Raw genomic sequence first — 16,179 nt, 5'->3', positions numbered from 1 at the left:
TCCGGCAACTTGGTTACCAAGTGGAGAACACCATGCGCTATCGACTGCTCGAAACCCCTTCCCTGACCCGCCGGCACCTGCTGTGCCTCAGCGGCGCGGCATTGCTCGCAGCCGTCACCCGGACCGGCCGCGCGGCGGTGCCCGAGCCTTCCGTCCTGGATGTGGACGTCGCGGTCATCGGCGCAGGCCTGTCCGGGCTGGTGGCGGCACGACACCTGGCCGGCAGCGGCCTGAGGGTGGTGGTGCTGGAGGCGCGCGAGCGGGTCGGCGGGCGCACCGTCAACCAGCCGCTGGGCGAGGGCCTGGAAGTGGACGGCGGCGGCCAGTGGGTCGGCGGCGACCAGCCGATGGTGATGGCCCTGGCCGGTGACCTGGGCGTGCCCCTGGTGCCGCAGTACCGCGCAGGGCAGATGGCCGCCCTGCTGGGCGGCGAACGCTACACCTTCGATGCCGACGAGCCGCCGGGAGAGGCCGTTCGCGCACTTCAGCTGCGGCTGGAGGCCATGACCCAGCAGGTGCCCCTGGAAGCGCCCTGGGCTGCGCCCCATGCCGAGGAGTGGGACCGTTGGAGCCTGGCCGCCTGGCTCAGGGCCGAGCGCGCCGACGCCGAGGCGGTCGAGGCGGTGTCCACCACGGTCGCCACCACCCTGAACAGCGCGCCGGCACGGGTCTCGCTCTTGTGGTTCCTGTTCTACCTGCACTCCGCTGGCGGTTTCGCCGCGCTGGACGACCAGGCCCAGCAGTTCCGCCTGCAGGGCGGCGCCCAGCGGCTGTCCCTGAACCTGGCGCAGCAGCTCGGGCCCTCGGTGCTGCTGGGCGCGCCGGTGCGGCGCATCGAGGGCTGGGACCGGGAAGCGGTCACCCTGGATTGCACCCTGGGCCGCGTAGGTGCCCGCCGCGTGATAGTCGCGATGATGCCCGCCGACATGGCCCGTATCGGCTTCGCCCCGGCGCTGCCAAAAGGTCGCGCCGCCTTGCAGAAGGGCTGGACCGGCGGCAGCGGCATGAAGGTGCACCTCAGCTATGCGCGCCCCTTCTGGCGGGAGGCGCAGCTATCGGGCGCCGGCTTCATCGACACCGCTCTGGTGCAGATGACCTTCGACAGCAGCCCTTCCGACCAGGGCCTGGGCGTGCTGCTGGCCTTCCTCGACCCGGCGCGGGCGGGGAACAACCCGCGCAAGCGCCAGGCCCGGGTGCTGAAGGAGTTGGTGCAACTGTTCGGCGAGGAAGCGGGCCGGCCACTGGCGTACGTGGAGCAGGACTGGAACCGCGAGCCCTGGACCGCCGGCTGCGTATCCCCCCTGCCGCCGGGCCTGCTGAGCCGCCATGGCCACCACCTGCGTGCCCCGCTGGGCAACCTGCACTGGGCCGGCAGCGAGACATCGCCAGTCTGGTGCGGCTACCTGGAGGGCGCGGTGCGCGCCGGCCGGCGGGCGGCCGATGAGGTGCTGGCGGCGTTGCACCCGGACTGAGTGGCTGGCACGCCTGCATCGGCTGCCTCGTCCAGGTTTTCAGGCGGCCTGCTAGAAGTCGTACTCGACGGCGCCGTCGCTGAGATCGGAAAGGTCCAGCGGCCGCACCTCGCCCATCCACAGTGGGTAGTCGCGGTGGTCACGCAGGTCGCTGCCGGTGATGGGATGCACCAGCACGTTGAGGCCCGCGCGGTTGAGGGCGAGCCAGGGGACCAGCTCGCCGAACAGCTCGGGGCGGAAGGCCAGCTGGCAGCTCCAGTCCGGGTGCGGGCCGACCGGCTCGCGGTGCAGGCGGCCCATCTTCAGGGGAAAACGGCGCGCGGCCTCTTCGCAGAGTTCGCGCGCCTGCTCGTAGCTTTCGGCGTCGTAGTAGACATGGGCGTGGAAGCCCTTGATGCGGGGTTGGGATGCGGCCTGCATGTTCGCCTCTCTCGGGTACCGGCAAGCTCGCATGGTACCCGCAAGCCGAGCGGCTCCGCTCGGGGTTCGCCAGGGGCAGGGCTCAGACGGCGATGCCTTCGCGATGGCGGATCCTCTGTACCGGGTCGGCGCCGTCGCCCAGCTCCTGCTGCAGCCATTGGACGAAACAGGCCACCACCCGCGCACGGCGCTTGCGCTCGGGCAGCACCACGTAATAGCCGAAGTCGGAGGTGAGGCTGCCCTCGATCACCCGCGCCAGCAGGCCCTGGTCGATCAGCTCGTCGACCAGGTAGCGCCAGCCGATGGCGACGCCCTGGCCGGCGATGGCGGCCTGCACCAGCAGGGTGTAGTTGTCGAAGCGCAGCGACCCGGAGCCCGGTGGCCGGTCGATGCCCAAGCCGCGGAACAACGCCTCCCAGTCGAACCAGCGGGTGCGCACCTCGGGCTTGAGATGCAGCAGCGGCAGCTGGGCGAGCGCGGCGGCGGGCAGGGGGGCTGCCTGGTCCTTGAGCAGGCGCGGGCTGCAGATCGGGAACACCTCCTCGCGGAACAGCAGCAGCGCATCGCCGTGCTTGAAGCGACCGTCGCCGAAGGCGATGCCGACGTCGATCTCCGAGCGCAGCATGTTCATGGTGCGGTCGCTGGTCACCAGGCTGACGTCGATCTCCGGGTGGGACTCGTGGAAGCGATGCAGGCGCGGCATCAGCCAGTAGGCGGCGAAGGCGAAGTCGGTGGCCACCTGCAGCACCTCGTGCTGGGTCCGCGCACCGACGGCCTCGAGCCCGAGGTTGATGGCGCGCAGGCCATCCTGCACATGAACGAAGAGTAGGCGCCCGCTGTCAGTCAGTTCGATGCCGCGGTAGACACGGTCGAACAGCCGCGTGGCCAACTGCTTCTCCAGGCGCTGGATCTGCTGGCTCACCGCCGGCTGGGTGGTGCCCAGCTCCACCGCCGCAGCGGTGAAGCTCAGGTGCCGAGCGGCCGCCTCGAACACGCGCAGCAGGTCGAGGGAGAGTTCGGGTTGCAGGTCTGCCATAAGATTCACTTATCCGAGGCATGTGCGCACATGCGGTTTACCGGAGGACTTCCGGGATTCCATGATCGACGCCAGCACTCTCGCATAAACCGATCGTATGGATGAAGGCCCCATGACCCGCCCCAACATCCTCTTCATCATGGCCGACCAGATGGCCGCGCCGCTGATGCCCTTCCACGGCGGCCTGCCCCTGCACATGCCCAACCTTTCACGCCTGGCCGAAGCGGCCGTGGTGTTCGACTCGGCCTACTGCAACAGCCCGCTGTGCGCGCCCTCGCGCTTCACCCTGGTGAGCGGCCAGTTGCCCTCGAAGATCGGCGCCTACGACAACGCGGCGGACTTCCCCGCCGACGTGCCCACCTACGCCCATCACCTGCGCCGCCTGGGCTACCGCACCGCGCTGTCCGGCAAGATGCACTTCTGCGGCCCGGACCAGTTGCACGGCTACGAGGAGCGCCTGACCAGCGACATCTACCCCGCCGACTACGGCTGGGCGGTGAACTGGGACGAGCCGGACGTGCGCCCGAGCTGGTACCACAACATGTCCTCGGTGCTGCAGGCCGGGCCCTGCGTGCGCACCAACCAGCTGGACTTCGACGAGGAGGTGGTGTTCAAGGCCCGCCAGTACCTCTACGACCACGTGCGCGAGCAGGCCGGGCGGCCGTTCTGCCTGACGGTGTCGATGACCCACCCGCACGACCCCTACACCATCCCCCGCGCGTACTGGGACCTGTACCGCGAGGACGACATCCCGCTGCCCTCGGTGCAGTTGGCCCAGCACGAGCAGGACCCGCACTCGCAGCGCCTGCTCAAGGTCATCGACCTGTGGGACAAGCCGCTGCCCGAGTCCAAGGTCATCGATGCCCGCCGCGCCTACTTCGGCGCCTGCAGCTACATCGACGCGCAGGTCGGCGCGCTGCTCGCGACGCTGGAGGACTGCGGCCTGGCCGAGGACACCCTGGTGGTGTTCTCCGGCGATCACGGCGACATGCTTGGCGAGCGCGGCCTCTGGTACAAGATGCACTGGTTCGAGATGGCCGCGCGGGTGCCGATGCTGGTGCATGCGCCACGGCGTTTCGCGCCGCGCCGGGTGAAGGCCTCGGTGTCGACCATGGACCTGCTGCCGACCCTGGTGGAGCTGGCCGGCGGCACCCTGGACCCGCAGTTGCCACTGGATGGCCGCTCGCTGTTGCCGCACCTGGCGGGCGAGGGCGGGCACGACGAGGTGTTCGGCGAATACATGGCCGAAGGCACCACCGGCCCGCTGATGATGATCCGTCGCGGCCCCTGGAAATTCATCTACTCGGAGCAGGACCCGCTGCTGCTCTTCAACCTGGAAAGCGACCCCCGCGAGCTGGAGAACCTGGCGGCCTCCGCCAGCCACCGCGAGGTGCTCGCGGCCTTCCTCGCCGAAGCCCGGGCACGCTGGGACATCCCCGCGATCCACGGCGCCACCCTCGCCAGCCAGCGTCGCCGCCGCTTCGTCGCCGGTGCCCTGGAGCAGGGCCGGCTCACCAGCTGGGACCACCAGCCCTGGGTGGACGCCAGCCAGCAGTACATGCGCAACCACATCGACCTCGACGATCTGGAGCGCCGCGCACGTTATCCACAGCCATGACCAGAGGGGACGAACCCACGGCCGGCCACACCTCCACTCACAAGGAAAAGGCATGAAGACCACCACCACGCTGTTCGCCGCCACGCTGCTCTGCAGCGCCCTGATCGCCACCGCCCACGCCGAGGACGCCCGCTGCGCGACCGTGAAGCTGGGCGACCCGGGCTGGAGCGACATCGCCGTCACCAACGGCGTCGCCCGCCTGCTCCTCGACGGCCTGGGCTACAAGGCCGAGACCCAGACCCTGGCGGTGCCGATCATCTTCGCCGGCCTGCAGAAGGGCCAGGTGGACGTCTTCCTCGGCAACTGGATGCCGGCCCAGCAGAGCAACTACGACAAGTTCGTCGCCTCCGGCGAGGTGGACAAGGTGGCGCAGAACCTCGGTGGCACCGAGTACACCCTGGCCGTGCCGAGCTACGCCTATGACGCGGGGGTGAAGACCTTCGCCGACCTGGACAAGCACGCCGACAAGTTCAAGCACACCCTCTACGGCATCGCCGCCGGCTCCCCGGCCAACATCTCCATCCAGGACATGATCAAGGGCGACGAATTCGGCCTCGGCGACTGGAAGCTGGTGGAATCCAGCGAGCAGGCGATGCTGGTGCAGGTGGGCCGTGCGGTGAAGCGCAAGGACTTCGTGGTGTTCCTGGGCTGGACGCCGCACCCGATGAACGTGCAGTACGACATGAAGTACCTCAAGGGCGGCGAGAAGTACTTCGGTGAAAGCGGCACGGTGAACACCCTGGCGCGCAAGGGCTACGCCCAGCAGTGCCCCAACGTCGGCAAGCTGCTGGCCAACCTGGCGTTCACCCAGGAGATGGAGAACGCGGTGATGAACGAAGTGCTGAGCAAGAACGCCGGCAACGACGAGGCGGTGAAGGCCTGGCTCAAGGCCAACCCGCAGGTGGTCGAGGGCTGGCTGCAGGGCGTGACCACCCGCGAGGGCGGCGACGCACTGGCGGCGGTGAAGGCGAAACTGTGATTCATGGGGCCGATGGCATGGCCCTTTCCACAAGAGGTGGCGTACGGTCGCTGCCCGTCGCGAGTGAAAATCCAGGTTCTCAAGGCGCGGATTTGCTTTTGGTGCCCTGGAAGGGTGCGCAACCCGACATCGGAGTTGCAGCCCGCGACTCACTCCGGACGTAGGGTGTGCTGCGCGCACCTGGGACTCGCCGGAAGCACCGTGCGGCGGTGCGCATGGCACACCCTACGGCACGAGCGCATCCTGTCGACGCCTCGGCTCGAATCGTCACGGGCAGAACCGATGTCTGATGACCACGTCGTAAGGACGTGGTTTCCCACGTTCGAATGAATTCGCCCACCCACACTGCCGACGAGACCGGGCCCCGTCCCACGATGAAAATCACCACCCTCTTCCCCTTCCTCGACTGGCTGCCCCGGACCACCGGGCGCAGCCTGGGGCGTGACGCACTGGTCGGCCTGACCGGCGCCATCCTCGCCCTGCCGCAATCCATCGCCTATGCGCTGATCGCCGGCCTGCCAGCGGAATACGGCCTCTACGCCGCCGTGGTGCCGGTGATCATCGCCTGCCTCTGGGGCTCGTCCTGGCACCTGATCGGCGGCCCGACGGCGGCGATCTCGGTGGTGCTGTTCGCCAGCGTCAGCCCCCTGGCCCTGCCCGGCAGCGGCGACTACATCGCCCTGGTACTGCTGCTGACCTTCCTCGCCGGGCTGTTCCAGTGGCTGCTCGGCGCATTGCGCTTCGGCGCGCTGGCCAACTTCGTCTCGCAGTCGGTCGTGATCGGCTTCACCGGCGGCGCGGCGCTGGTCATCGCCCTGGGGCAGATTCCCAACCTGCTCGGCCTGCCGAGCCTGGAGGGCCGCGCCACGGCGCTGCAAGGTGCACTGGAGCTGGCGGGGCACGTGCGCGAGGTGCATGGGCCATCCGTACTGGTGGCCATGGCCACCCTGGTGGTGACACTGCTGCTGCGGCGCTTCGCCCCGCGCCTGCCGGCGCTGCTGCTGGGCCTGCTGGCGGGCAGCCTGCTGGTGCTGGCGCTGCCCGGGAGCATGGCCGGCGTGCCGCTGGTGCCGCCTTTCGAGGGCCGCCTGCCGCCGTTCACGGCCTTGCGTTTCGACCTCGACGACATCCTCCGCCTGCTGCCTTCGGCGGTGGCCTGCGGGCTGCTCGGCCTGGTGATGAGCCTGGCCATCGCCCGGGCCCTGGCCACCCAGTCGCAGCAGGTGCTGGACGCCAACCGGGAAACCCGTGGCCAGGGCCTGTCCAACCTGGTCGGGGCCTGGTTCTCCGGCTACCTCTCCAGCGGCTCCTTCACCCGCTCGGCGCTGAACCTGCAGGCCGGCGCCCACTCGCCCCTGGCCGGGGTGTGCTCGGCGCTATGGGTGGCGCTGTTCGCCCTGGTGGGCGCCGGCCTGATCGCGCATATCCCGCTGCCGGCGATGGCGGCGAGCATCCTGCTGATCTGCTGGAACCTGATCGATGTGCCGGGCATGCGCCAGCTGTGGCGGGTGAGCCGGGCGGAGTTCGTGGTGATGGCGCTGACGGCCCTCGCCACGCTGGTGCTGGAGCTGCAGACGGCGATCTATGCGGGGGTGCTGGCGTCGCTGTTCTTCTACCTCAAGCGCACCTCGCGGCCGCGCGTGCTGCAATCGGGTGATGCCGAGGAGGAGGTGCTGCGCATCGAGGGCTCGATCTTCTTCGGCGCCTGCCCCTACGTGCAGCGGCTGATCCAGCGCAGCCAGGGCAAGCGCCTGGTGCTGGACGCCCACCACATCAACTTCATCGACTTCGCCGGGGTGAGCCTGCTGCACAACGAGGCCCGTCGCCTGCACGGGCAGGGCCGCACCCTGGTGCTGCGCCGCGCCCGGCCGCAGGTGGAACGCGAGCTGCGCAAGCTGGAGGACGAGCAGAGCCGGTTGGTGATCGAGGGCTAGAACAGGCGCAGCAGCATGGGTTTCGCTGCGCTCTACTCATCCTACGTCCGGGACGATCCACTCAGCCCTGGGCGAGCAGCCGGCGCAGCTCGGCGAGGACCGGTGCGGTATCCGGGCGCACACCGCGCCAGAGCAGGAAGGCTTCGGCCGCCTGCTCCACCAGCATGCCCAGGCCATCGAGGGTGCGCGCGGCGCCCTGCTCATGGGCCCAGCGGTTGAAGGCGGTGGTTTGCGCGCCGTACATCATGTCGTAGCAGACCGTGTGGCCGGCCTCGATCAGGCTTGGCGAGATCGGCGGCAGCTCGCCGGCCAGGCTCGCGGAAGTGCCGTTGACGATCAGGTCCACCGGTTCTTCCAGCCAGTCGAAACCACTGGCCAGCACCGGACCCAGGTCGGCGAACTCACGGGCCAGCTGCTCGGCCTTCTCCACCGTGCGGTTGGCCACCACCACCGCCGCCGGGCGCTGCGCCAGCAGGGGTTCGAGCACGCCGCGCACGGCACCACCGGCGCCGAGCAGGAGGATGCGCTTGCCGGCGAGTTCGAGCCCGGCGTTGCGCACCAGGTCGCCCACCAGGCCGGCGCCGTCGGTGTTGTCGCCCAGCAGGCGGCCGTCATCCAGGCGCTTGAGGGTGTTCACCGCGCCGGCGCGACGAGCGCGCTCGCTGAGGCTGTCGGCCATCTGGAAGGCCTGTTCCTTGAAGGGCACGGTGACGTTGCCGCCCAGGCCCTGCGCGAAGAAGGCGCGGGCGAAACCGGTGAAGTCGTCCAGGGGCGCCAGCAGCGCCTCGTACTCCAGCGCCTGGCCGGTCTGCGCGGCGAACAGGCGGTGGATCAGCGGCGACTTGCTGTGGCCGATGGGGTTGCCGAAGACGGCGTAGCGGTCCATCAGAGCCCCGCCTCCCCGAGCCAGTTGCGGTCCTGCAGGAAGTACTCCGTCAGGCGCGCTTCCTCGCTGCCCGGCTCGGGCTTCCAGTCATAGCCCCAGCGCACGTGCGGCGGCAGGGACATGAGGATGGATTCGGTGCGCCCGCCCGACTGCAGGCCGAACAGGGTGCCGCGGTCGAACACCAGGTTGAATTCCACGTAGCGCCCACGGCGGAAGGCCTGGAATTCGCGCTGCTGCTCGGTGAAGGGGGTGTTGCGACGCTTGCGCACGATGGGCAGGTAGGCCTGGATGTAGGCATCGCCTATGGCACGCATGAAGGCGAAGCTGGTGTCGAAGTCCCATTGGTTCAGGTCGTCGAAGAACAGGCCGCCGATGCCGCGCGGCTCGTTGCGGTGCTTGAGGTGGAAGTAGCGGTCGCACCATTCCTTGTAGCGCGGGTAGACGTCCGCGCCGAAGGGGGCGCAGGCGTCGCGGGCGACCTGGTGCCAGAGCACGCAGTCTTCCTCATGGGCGTAGTAGGGGGTCAGGTCGAAGCCGCCGCCGAACCACCAGACCGGCTCCTCGCCGTCCTTCTCGGCGATGAAGAAACGCACGTTGGCGTGGGAAGTGGGGATGTGCGGGTTCTCCGGGTGGATCACCAGGGACACGCCGAGGGCCTGGAAGCCACGGCCGGCCAACTCCGGGCGATGGGCGCTGGCCGAAGGCGGCAGGCTGCTGCCGAACACATGGGAGAAGTTGACCCCGCCCTTTTCGATCAGCTTGCCGTTCTCCAGCACGCGGGTGCGACCGCCACCGCCGGCGGGGCGCTCCCAGGCGTCCTCGACGAAGCCGGCACCGCCGTCCTCGGCCGCCAGTTCGGCACAGATACGGTCTTGCAGATCGAGCAGGTAGGCCTTCACGGCCTCAATGTGTTTACTCACGTCGAATGCACCTTGGATCGGCTTGCGCGCGCCGCAGGACGGGGCTTGCAGGGAAAAAAGAGGGCGCAAGCATACCACCGCGAGCGGCTCGCGGTGGCTTGACGCCGATCAAGCGGAAGGCTTGGATTGAGGCTTTTCCCGGAAGGAGAGTCGACCATGGCCAGGCGTGTGCAGTTTTCCCAGTACGGCGGTCCCGAGGTGCTCGAACTGGTGGAGGCGCCAGTCGCCGAACCCGGCCCTGGCCAGGTGCGGGTACGCAACCACGCCATCGGCCTCAACTTCATCGAGACCTATTTCCGCAGCGGGCTCTACCCGGCGGCGTCGCTGCCCTCCGGGCTGGGCAACGAGGGCGCGGGCGAGGTGGATGCCCTGGGCGCGGGCGTCGAGCACCTGAAGGTGGGCGACCGGGTCGGCTACGGCACCGGCCCCCTGGGCGCCTACGGCGAGTACCACGTGCTGCCGGCGGCCAACCTGGTGAAGCTGCCGGACGCCATCGGCTACGAGCAGGCCGCCGCGGTGATGCTCAAGGGCCTGACGGTGCAGTACCTGCTGCGCCAGACCCACGCGCTGAAGGCCGGCGAGACGGTGCTGTTCCATGCCGCCGTCGGGGGTGTCGGCTCCATCGCCTGCCAGTGGGCCAAGGCCATCGGCGCGCGCCTGATCGGGGTCGCCGGTTCCGCCGAGAAGGCCGAGCGTGCCAAGGCGCTGGGTGCCTGGGCGTGCATCGACAGCAGCCGCGAGGACGTGGTGCAACGGGTGCTGGAGCTGACCGACGGGCGCAAGTGCCCGGTGGTCTACGACTCGGTGGGCAAGGACACCTGGGAAATCTCGCTGGATTGCGTGGCCCCGCGCGGCCTGCTGGTGAGCTTCGGCAACGCCTCGGGGGCGGTCACCGGGGTCAACCTCGGGGTGCTGGCGCAGAAGGGGTCGATCTACGTGACCCGGCCCACCCTGGGCAGCTACGCCGACACCCCGGAGAACCTGCAGGCCATGGCCGACGAGCTGTTCGGGATGATCGCCAGCGGCGCACTGAAGGTGGAGATCGGCCAGCGTTATGCACTGGCCGACATCGCTCGCGCCCATGCCGACCTGGCCGGCCGGCGCACGCGCGGTTCGAGCGTGCTGCTGCCCTGATCAGGAAGCGCGCACGACCCGCCCGGTGACCAGGTCGCGGATGGTGCTGGGGTTGCGGCGCCCACCGAGGGCGCCGCAGAGCACGGCATCCAGCTCGCCGGGGAAGTACTGCTGCACGCGCAGGCGCGATACGGCGGAGGGCCGCCCGGCGGGGTTGGCGGAAGTGGAGACCAGCGGGCCGACCTCGGCGCACAGGCGGCGCACCAGGGGGTGGTCGCTGACGCGCAGGGCGACGCTGTCGTGCTTGCCGGTGATCCACTCGGGCAGCATGTCCCGGTGCGGCACCAGCCAGGTGTTGGGACCGGGCCAGGAGGCGGCCAGCGTCTCCTTCCAGGCATCGGGCAGGTCATCGAGGAGGAAATCGAACTGCTCGATGGCGTCGGCCACCAGGATCAGCCCCTTCTCCACCGGTCGCGCCTTGAGCGCCAGCAGGCGATAGACGGCCTCCTCGTTCCAGGGGTCGCAGCCGAGCCCCCACACGGCCTCCGTCGGATAGGCGATCACACCGCCGCCCCGTACCACCCGCGCCACTTGCCGAACCTGCCAGTTGCTGACCATTGCCCACTCCCGGAAAAACGATGGCGCGAGTGTACAGCCCTCAACCGCGCCGATGAACCCAAAGCCCGGCGTCACGGGCGATGCAGCCATCGAGCTCGAGGTCGGTGAGCGCGGCCAGTACGCGGGGCAGGTCCCAGCCGCTGGCGGCGGCCAGGGCCTCGCTGCTGTAGGGCGCGGCGCGTAGCAGGTCGAGCAGGGCGTGGTCATGCAGCTGGGCACTCGGCTCGGCGGGACCGGGCGCGAGCGCCTGCCAGCCGCGCAGGGCCTCGAGCACGTGGCCGACGGTTTCCACCAGTGTGGCGCCGTCGCGGATCAGCTGGTGGCAACCACGCGCCCCGGGATGATGGATGGAGCCGGGGATGGCATAGACCTCGCGCCCCTGCTCGGCGGCCAGGCGCGCGGTGATCAGCGAGCCGCTGGCAGGGCTTGCCTCGACCACGAGAACGCCAACGGAGAGCCCGCTGATGATGCGGTTGCGGCGGGGGAAGTTGCTGGCCTGGGGCGCGCAGTCCAGCGGCAGCTCTGAAACCAGCGCGCCGCCGCCGGCGACTATCGCCTTGGCCAGGCCCTTGTGCCGGTTCGGGTAGATGCGCTCCAGGCCCGTGCCGAGCACGGCGACCGTATGCCCGCCGGCATCCAGCGCACCCTGGTGGGCGGCGCCGTCGATCCCGAGGGCGAGGCCGCTGGTGATGCAGAAGCCTCCGGCCGCCAGGCTGCGGGCGAAGGCATGGGCGTTATCCAGCCCGGCCCGCGAGGCGCGACGGCTGCCGACCATGGCCAGTTGCGGACGCTCGAGCAGCGTCGGGACGCCACGGACGAACAGGAGCGGCGGCGCGTCGGGCAGCTCGGCGAGCAGGGCGGGGTAGCGGGGGTCGTCCCACATCAGCAGGTGGTTGTCCGTCGCGTCCAGCCAGGCCAGTGACCGGGCGGCGCGGGTGCGCACCTCTTCACTGCGCCGGGGGCCGGCGCAGGCGTCGGGCAGGCGTAACGAACGCCAGGCGGCGGCAGGGGCGCTGAGGGCGGCGGAGGCACTGCCGAAGGCGTCGATGAGGATGCGGAAGCGGCGGGGGCCGAGTTCGGGAAGGCTGTGCAGACGCAGGCGTGCTTCGAGTTCGGCCGGGGAGGGGGGCGGCATGGGATCGTCCTTGACCAGCGCCGCGCAGGGCGGCAGGCCGCCCTGTATACAACAAGCCCCCGTAGGACGGGGGCTTGGTTTGCTTAGGGATTGTGCACCTTGTCCATCACCGCCAGCTGTCGGCTGGCCGCCAGGACCAGCCCGTAGCTGAGCTTGTCGTAGGTGCGGAACACCATCAGCAGGCCGGCGCGCTCGTCGGGGATCTTCACCGATTCGCCGGTGATGCGGTCGCGTACGGTCTCGCCGGTCTTGTAGACCGCCAGCACGTTGCCTTCGACCAGGCCGTCGCGCTTGCCCTTGTTGATGGTCACCACGTCGAACTGGCCGATCTGGTTCACGCCGCGCGGCACGTCGAGGATCAGGCCCTTGACGTCGATGGTCGGCGAGCTGGGCATGAAGGTGGAGTTCACCGAGCGCTGTTCGGTCGGGAACAGGCGGTCGCCCAGGCGGACTTCCTGGGTCGAGCGGGTGAGGGTCATGGTCGCCACGTCGCCTTCCTGGGCGACCAGGTCACCGCCACCGATATCGTCGGCGTTGATGCCGAGGAATTCCTTGGTATCGGGATCGATGTAGGTCTTGCCCTGGCGGAAGATGCCGTAGGTGGGGTTCTGCTCGTCGAAGCTGCCGCGGGCATAGACGCGGTCACCCGCGCCGCTCACCACGCGCTCGGCATTGCCGGCGACGATGTAGGGAGCGCCTTTGAACTGCTCGGGCGTGTCGACGATGCGGTTGCTCAGCAGGAAGCTGTTGATGGCTTCGAGCGGGATGGTCGGAATGGCTTCGGCCATCGGCGTGCTGCGCACCTGGGGCGACAGCTTGATGGTGCCGCGGGATGCGCCGCGATCCAGCATCAGGCGAGGCTGGCCGTCGACGTAGACGAGGCTCAGGGTGTCGCCCGGGTAGATCAGGTGCGGGTTCTCGATCTGCGGGTTGGCGTGCCAGATTTCCGGCCATTTCCAGGGTTCGCGCAGGAACTTGCCCGAGATATCCCAGAGGGTATCCCCGCGCACTACCGTGTAGTGCTCCGGGTGGCCATCCTTGAGTTCCACCGCAGCCTGTGCCAACCCACTGGCAGCAAGGAGCAGCAGGGCGAGTAGTGATTTCCTCATGCGGTGAATCCCTTTATTATGTGCGTTCACGCGAAACGGCCTGAAAGCCGCCCCAACCGGGCTTTGCAGGCGTTTTTCAATGCTGCTCATCATCTTAGCAGCGGATTTTGACTTTATTCTACAAGTGCATCACAAACGCATATGGCGATCCTGAACATCCTCGAATTTCCCGATCCACGCCTGCGTACCATCGCCAAACCGGTGGACGTGGTGGACGACGCTGTGCGCCAGTTGATCGACGACATGTTCGAAACCATGTACGACGCACCGGGTATCGGCCTCGCCGCCACCCAGGTCAACGTGCACAAGCGCGTGGTGGTGATGGACCTGTCCGAAGACAAGTCGGAGCCCATGGTCTTCATCAACCCCGAGTTCGAATCCCTGACAGACGAGATGGACCAGTACCAGGAAGGCTGCCTCTCGGTGCCGGGCTTCTTTGAGAACGTCGACCGCCCGCAGAAGGTCCGCATCAAGGCCCTGGACCGCGACGGCAAGCCTTACGAACTGGTTGCCGAAGGGTTGCTCGCGGTGTGCATCCAGCACGAGTGCGACCACCTCAACGGCAAGCTGTTCGTCGACTACCTGTCGACCCTCAAGCGTGACCGGATCAAGAAGAAGCTGGAAAAGCAGCACCGCCAGCAGGCTTGATCGCCGAACCCCAAAGGCTTGCTCCGGCAAGCCTTTTTCTTTTTCAGAGTGACCAAGTGAGCCCCGCATGACCCAAGCCCTGCGCCTCGTCTTCGCCGGCACCCCGGAATTCGCCGCCGAGCACCTCAAGGCCCTGCTCGATACGCCGCACAGCATCGTCGCCGTCTACACCCAGCCCGATCGCCCGGCGGGTCGCGGCCAGAAGCTGATGCCGAGCCCGGTCAAGCAGCTCGCCCTGCAGCACGGCATTCCCGTCCTGCAGCCGCCCACCCTGCGCGATGCCGACGCCCAGGCCGAGCTCAAGGCCCTCGGTGCCGACCTGATGGTGGTGGTCGCCTACGGCCTGATCCTGCCCCAGGTGGTGCTCGACACCCCGCGCCTCGGCTGCATCAACAGCCACGCCTCCCTGCTTCCACGCTGGCGGGGCGCCGCGCCGATCCAGCGCGCGGTAGAGGCCGGCGATGCCGAGAGCGGCGTGACCGTGATGCAGATGGAAGCGGGCCTGGACACCGGGCCGATGCTGCTCAAGGTCGCCACCCCGATCTCCTCCGAAGACACCGGCGGCACCCTCCATGACCGTCTCGCCAGCCTCGGCCCGCAGGCCGTGGTGCAGGCCATCGCCCAGCTCGCCGCCGGCACCCTGGTGGGCGACGTGCAGGACGACGCCCTGGCCACCTACGCGCACAAGCTGAACAAGGACGAGGCACGCCTCGACTGGAACCGCCCCGCCGAGGAGCTGGAACGCCTGGTTCGCGCCTTCAATCCCTGGCCGATCTGCCACAGCACCCTCGGCGGCGAGCCGCTGAAAGTGCTCGCCGCGCAGCTCGCCGACGGCAGCGGCCAGCCCGGGCAGATTCTCGCCGCCAGCAAGGATGGCCTGACCGTGGCCTGCGGCAGCGGCGCCCTGCGCCTGACCCGCCTGCAATTGCCCGGCGGCAAGCCGCTGAATTTCGCCGACCTGTTCAACAGCCGCCGCGAGCAGTTCGCCGCCGGCCAGGTGCTCGGCGCATGAACCCACGTCTCGCCGCGGCCCGCGCGCTGACCGCCGTCCTCTCCGGCAAGGCCTCGCTGGGCGGCAGCCTGCCCGCGCAGCTGGACAAGGTCGACCCGCGCGACCGCGGCCTCGCCCAGGACCTGGCCTTCGGCGCCGCGCGCTGGCAACCACGCCTCGGCGCGCTGGCCGAGCGCCTGCTGCAAAAGCCCTTCAAGACGGCCGACAAGGACGTGGAGGCGCTGCTGCTGGTCGGCCTCTACCAGCTGTTCTACAGCCGCATCCCCGCCCATGCCGCCATCGGCGAGACCGTGGGCGCCGCCGAGAAGCTGAAGAAGCCCTGGGCCAAGGGCCTGCTCAACGCCGTGCTGCGCAATGCGCAACGCGATGGCGAGGCGATCCTCGCCGAGCTGGAGCGCGACCCGATGGTGCGCACCGCCCACCCGCGCTGGCTGCAGAAGGCACTCAAGGCCGCCTGGCCCGAGCACTGGGAGGCCATCTGCGCCGCCAACAACGCCCACCCGCCGCTGATCCTGCGGGTCAACCGCCGCCATGGCGAGCGCGATGCCTACCTCGCCGAGCTGCGCACGGCGGGCATCGAAGCCGAGCCCTGCGAATTCAGCCGCGACGGCATCCGCCTGATCGAAGCGCGTGACGTGAAGACCCTGCCCGGCTTCGCCGAAGGGCGCGTCAGCGTGCAGGACGAAGCCGCGCAACTGGCCGCCGACCTGCTCGAACTCGCCCCCGGCCAGCGCGTGCTCGACGCCTGCTGTGCCCCCGGCGGCAAGACCTGCCACCTGCTGGAAGCCGAGCCCGGCCTGGCTGGCGTGGTGGCCGTCGACCTGGAGGAAAGCCGCCTGGCGCGGGTACGCGAGAACCTCCAGCGCCTCGGCCTGGAGGCCACGCTGATCGCCGCCGATGGCCGCGATACCGGCGCCTGGTGGGACGGCAAGCCGTTCCAGCGCATCCTCCTCGATGCCCCCTGTTCGGCCACCGGCGTGATCCGCCGCCATCCGGACATCAAGCTGACCCGCCAGGCCGAGGACATACCCGCCCTGGCGCAGCTGCAGGGCGAGCTGCTCGATGCCCTCTGGCCGACCCTGGAGGTCGGCGGCATCCTCGTCTACGCCACCTGTTCCACGTTGCCGAGGGAGAACAGCGAGAACATCGCCGCCTTCCTCCAGCGCACCCCTGGCGCGCGCGAACTGGACATCGCCGGCACCTTCGGCCTCAAGCAGCCCCACGGGCGCCAGTTGCTGGCCCGGGAGAACGGCCACGACGGCTTCTACTATGCCAAGCTGATAAAGATCGCCGCCTCACCGCGCGGCTAACGGAGCGA

General features: G+C 69.2%; 15 protein-coding genes. 8 read left to right on the top strand and 7 right to left on the bottom strand.

Features of this window, described 5'->3' with window-relative positions; genetic code table 11:
• Positions 1–32 precede the first annotated feature (32 nt).
• Entirely contained in the window at positions 33–1,472 is a 1,440-nt protein-coding gene (locus tag PHLH3_RS00150) for an FAD-dependent oxidoreductase (protein ID WP_213627434.1), read from the top strand.
• Positions 1,473–1,523: 51 nt separating this feature from the next.
• Here PHLH3_RS00150 and PHLH3_RS00145 read toward each other — a convergent pair whose 3' ends face one another.
• Positions 1,524–1,892 (bottom strand): DOPA 4,5-dioxygenase family protein, encoded by a 369-nt coding sequence (locus PHLH3_RS00145; RefSeq protein ID WP_213627432.1) that lies wholly within the window; start codon positions 1,890–1,892, stop codon positions 1,524–1,526.
• A gap of 82 nt (positions 1,893–1,974) precedes the next feature.
• Complete coding sequence (locus PHLH3_RS00140; protein ID WP_213627430.1) at positions 1,975–2,928, bottom strand: LysR family transcriptional regulator; 954 nt, start codon at positions 2,926–2,928, stop codon at positions 1,975–1,977.
• Between the two features lie 112 nt (positions 2,929–3,040).
• On the opposite strand from PHLH3_RS00140, the gene betC reads away from it, so the two are divergent.
• The 3 genes from betC (at position 3,041) to PHLH3_RS00125 (ending at position 7,459) form a co-directional block, all read left to right on the top strand.
• Positions 3,041–4,546: a choline-sulfatase gene (betC, locus tag PHLH3_RS00135; protein WP_213627428.1), complete on the top strand. Its 1,506-nt coding sequence runs from the start codon at positions 3,041–3,043 to the stop codon at positions 4,544–4,546.
• A 52-nt stretch (positions 4,547–4,598) separates the two neighbouring features.
• Positions 4,599–5,525, top strand: a complete 927-nt coding sequence (choX, locus tag PHLH3_RS00130) for a choline ABC transporter substrate-binding protein (protein ID WP_213627426.1) — start codon at positions 4,599–4,601, stop codon at positions 5,523–5,525.
• Between the two features lie 374 nt (positions 5,526–5,899).
• The gene (locus PHLH3_RS00125; RefSeq protein ID WP_213627424.1) at positions 5,900–7,459 is read left to right on the top strand and encodes a SulP family inorganic anion transporter; all 1,560 of its coding nucleotides are present in this window, start codon (positions 5,900–5,902) and stop codon (positions 7,457–7,459) included.
• 61 nt (positions 7,460–7,520) lie between these two features.
• Here the strand turns inward: PHLH3_RS00125 and aroE are convergent, their stop codons facing one another.
• Together aroE and hemF are read right to left on the bottom strand one after the other, a co-directional pair.
• A complete protein-coding gene (gene aroE / locus PHLH3_RS00120; protein ID WP_173174671.1) occupies positions 7,521–8,345 on the bottom strand; it encodes a shikimate dehydrogenase in 825 nt (274 codons plus the stop codon).
• Positions 8,345–9,265, bottom strand: coding sequence for an oxygen-dependent coproporphyrinogen oxidase (hemF, locus tag PHLH3_RS00115; RefSeq protein ID WP_213627422.1), 921 nt, complete (start codon positions 9,263–9,265; stop codon positions 8,345–8,347). The genes aroE and hemF overlap by 1 nt, the downstream gene beginning before the upstream one ends.
• A 156-nt stretch (positions 9,266–9,421) precedes the next feature.
• On the opposite strand from hemF, the gene PHLH3_RS00110 reads away from it, so the two are divergent.
• Complete coding sequence (locus PHLH3_RS00110; protein WP_213627420.1) at positions 9,422–10,399, top strand: quinone oxidoreductase; 978 nt, start codon at positions 9,422–9,424, stop codon at positions 10,397–10,399.
• Here the strand turns inward: PHLH3_RS00110 and PHLH3_RS00105 are convergent, their stop codons facing one another.
• From PHLH3_RS00105 to PHLH3_RS00095, 3 genes are all read right to left on the bottom strand, one after another.
• The gene (locus PHLH3_RS00105; protein WP_213627419.1) at positions 10,400–10,957 is read right to left on the bottom strand and encodes a Sua5/YciO/YrdC/YwlC family protein; all 558 of its coding nucleotides are present in this window, start codon (positions 10,955–10,957) and stop codon (positions 10,400–10,402) included.
• Positions 10,958–10,997: 40 nt separating this feature from the next.
• The gene (dprA, locus tag PHLH3_RS00100; protein ID WP_213627416.1) at positions 10,998–12,092 is read right to left on the bottom strand and encodes a DNA-processing protein DprA; all 1,095 of its coding nucleotides are present in this window, start codon (positions 12,090–12,092) and stop codon (positions 10,998–11,000) included.
• A gap of 83 nt (positions 12,093–12,175) precedes the next feature.
• The gene (locus PHLH3_RS00095) at positions 12,176–13,201 is read right to left on the bottom strand and encodes a LysM peptidoglycan-binding domain-containing protein (RefSeq protein ID WP_213627414.1); all 1,026 of its coding nucleotides are present in this window, start codon (positions 13,199–13,201) and stop codon (positions 12,176–12,178) included.
• 141 nt (positions 13,202–13,342) lie between these two features.
• Here PHLH3_RS00095 and def point away from each other — a divergent pair, with 141 nt between their 5' ends.
• The 3 genes from def to rsmB all read left to right on the top strand — a co-directional run bounded on the left by def (position 13,343) and on the right by rsmB (position 16,171).
• Positions 13,343–13,849 carry a peptide deformylase gene (gene def, locus PHLH3_RS00090; protein ID WP_213627412.1) on the top strand — a complete coding sequence of 169 codons (507 nt, stop codon included), beginning with the start codon at positions 13,343–13,345 and terminating at the stop codon, positions 13,847–13,849.
• Positions 13,850–13,916: 67 nt separating this feature from the next.
• Positions 13,917–14,861 (top strand): methionyl-tRNA formyltransferase, encoded by a 945-nt coding sequence (gene fmt, locus PHLH3_RS00085; protein ID WP_213627410.1) that lies wholly within the window; start codon positions 13,917–13,919, stop codon positions 14,859–14,861.
• Positions 14,858–16,171, top strand: coding sequence for a 16S rRNA (cytosine(967)-C(5))-methyltransferase RsmB (gene rsmB, locus PHLH3_RS00080; RefSeq protein ID WP_213627408.1), 1,314 nt, complete (start codon positions 14,858–14,860; stop codon positions 16,169–16,171). The genes fmt and rsmB overlap by 4 nt, the downstream gene beginning before the upstream one ends.
• The last annotated feature ends 8 nt before the right edge of the window (positions 16,172–16,179 follow it).

The organism is Pseudomonas sp. Pc102 (genome assembly GCF_018408275.1).
GTDB classification, from domain to species: domain Bacteria; phylum Pseudomonadota; class Gammaproteobacteria; order Pseudomonadales; family Pseudomonadaceae; genus Metapseudomonas; species Metapseudomonas tohonis.
Note: the sequence above shows the minus strand (reverse complement) of the source record. Positions and strands in the feature narration are given on the sequence as shown.

Excerpts from the sequence above, each read along its gene's own strand:
- betC (WP_213627428.1), top strand. The coding sequence starts at position 3,041 with ATGACCCGCCCCAACATCCTCTTCATCATGGCCGACCAGATGGCCGCG.
- PHLH3_RS00140 (WP_213627430.1), bottom strand. The coding sequence starts at position 2,928 with ATGGCAGACCTGCAACCCGAACTCTCCCTCGACCTGCTGCGCGTGTTC.
- aroE (WP_173174671.1), bottom strand. The coding sequence starts at position 8,345 with ATGGACCGCTACGCCGTCTTCGGCAACCCCATCGGCCACAGCAAGTCG.
- PHLH3_RS00145 (WP_213627432.1), bottom strand. The coding sequence starts at position 1,892 with ATGCAGGCCGCATCCCAACCCCGCATCAAGGGCTTCCACGCCCATGTC.
- fmt (WP_213627410.1), top strand. The coding sequence starts at position 13,917 with ATGACCCAAGCCCTGCGCCTCGTCTTCGCCGGCACCCCGGAATTCGCC.
- PHLH3_RS00125 (WP_213627424.1), top strand. The coding sequence starts at position 5,900 with ATGAAAATCACCACCCTCTTCCCCTTCCTCGACTGGCTGCCCCGGACC.
- def (WP_213627412.1), top strand. The coding sequence starts at position 13,343 with ATGGCGATCCTGAACATCCTCGAATTTCCCGATCCACGCCTGCGTACC.
- PHLH3_RS00110 (WP_213627420.1), top strand. The coding sequence starts at position 9,422 with ATGGCCAGGCGTGTGCAGTTTTCCCAGTACGGCGGTCCCGAGGTGCTC.
- choX (WP_213627426.1), top strand. The coding sequence starts at position 4,599 with ATGAAGACCACCACCACGCTGTTCGCCGCCACGCTGCTCTGCAGCGCC.
- PHLH3_RS00105 (WP_213627419.1), bottom strand. The coding sequence starts at position 10,957 with ATGGTCAGCAACTGGCAGGTTCGGCAAGTGGCGCGGGTGGTACGGGGC.
- PHLH3_RS00150 (WP_213627434.1), top strand. The coding sequence starts at position 33 with ATGCGCTATCGACTGCTCGAAACCCCTTCCCTGACCCGCCGGCACCTG.
- PHLH3_RS00095 (WP_213627414.1), bottom strand. The coding sequence starts at position 13,201 with ATGAGGAAATCACTACTCGCCCTGCTGCTCCTTGCTGCCAGTGGGTTG.
- rsmB (WP_213627408.1), top strand. The coding sequence starts at position 14,858 with ATGAACCCACGTCTCGCCGCGGCCCGCGCGCTGACCGCCGTCCTCTCC.
- dprA (WP_213627416.1), bottom strand. The coding sequence starts at position 12,092 with ATGCCGCCCCCCTCCCCGGCCGAACTCGAAGCACGCCTGCGTCTGCAC.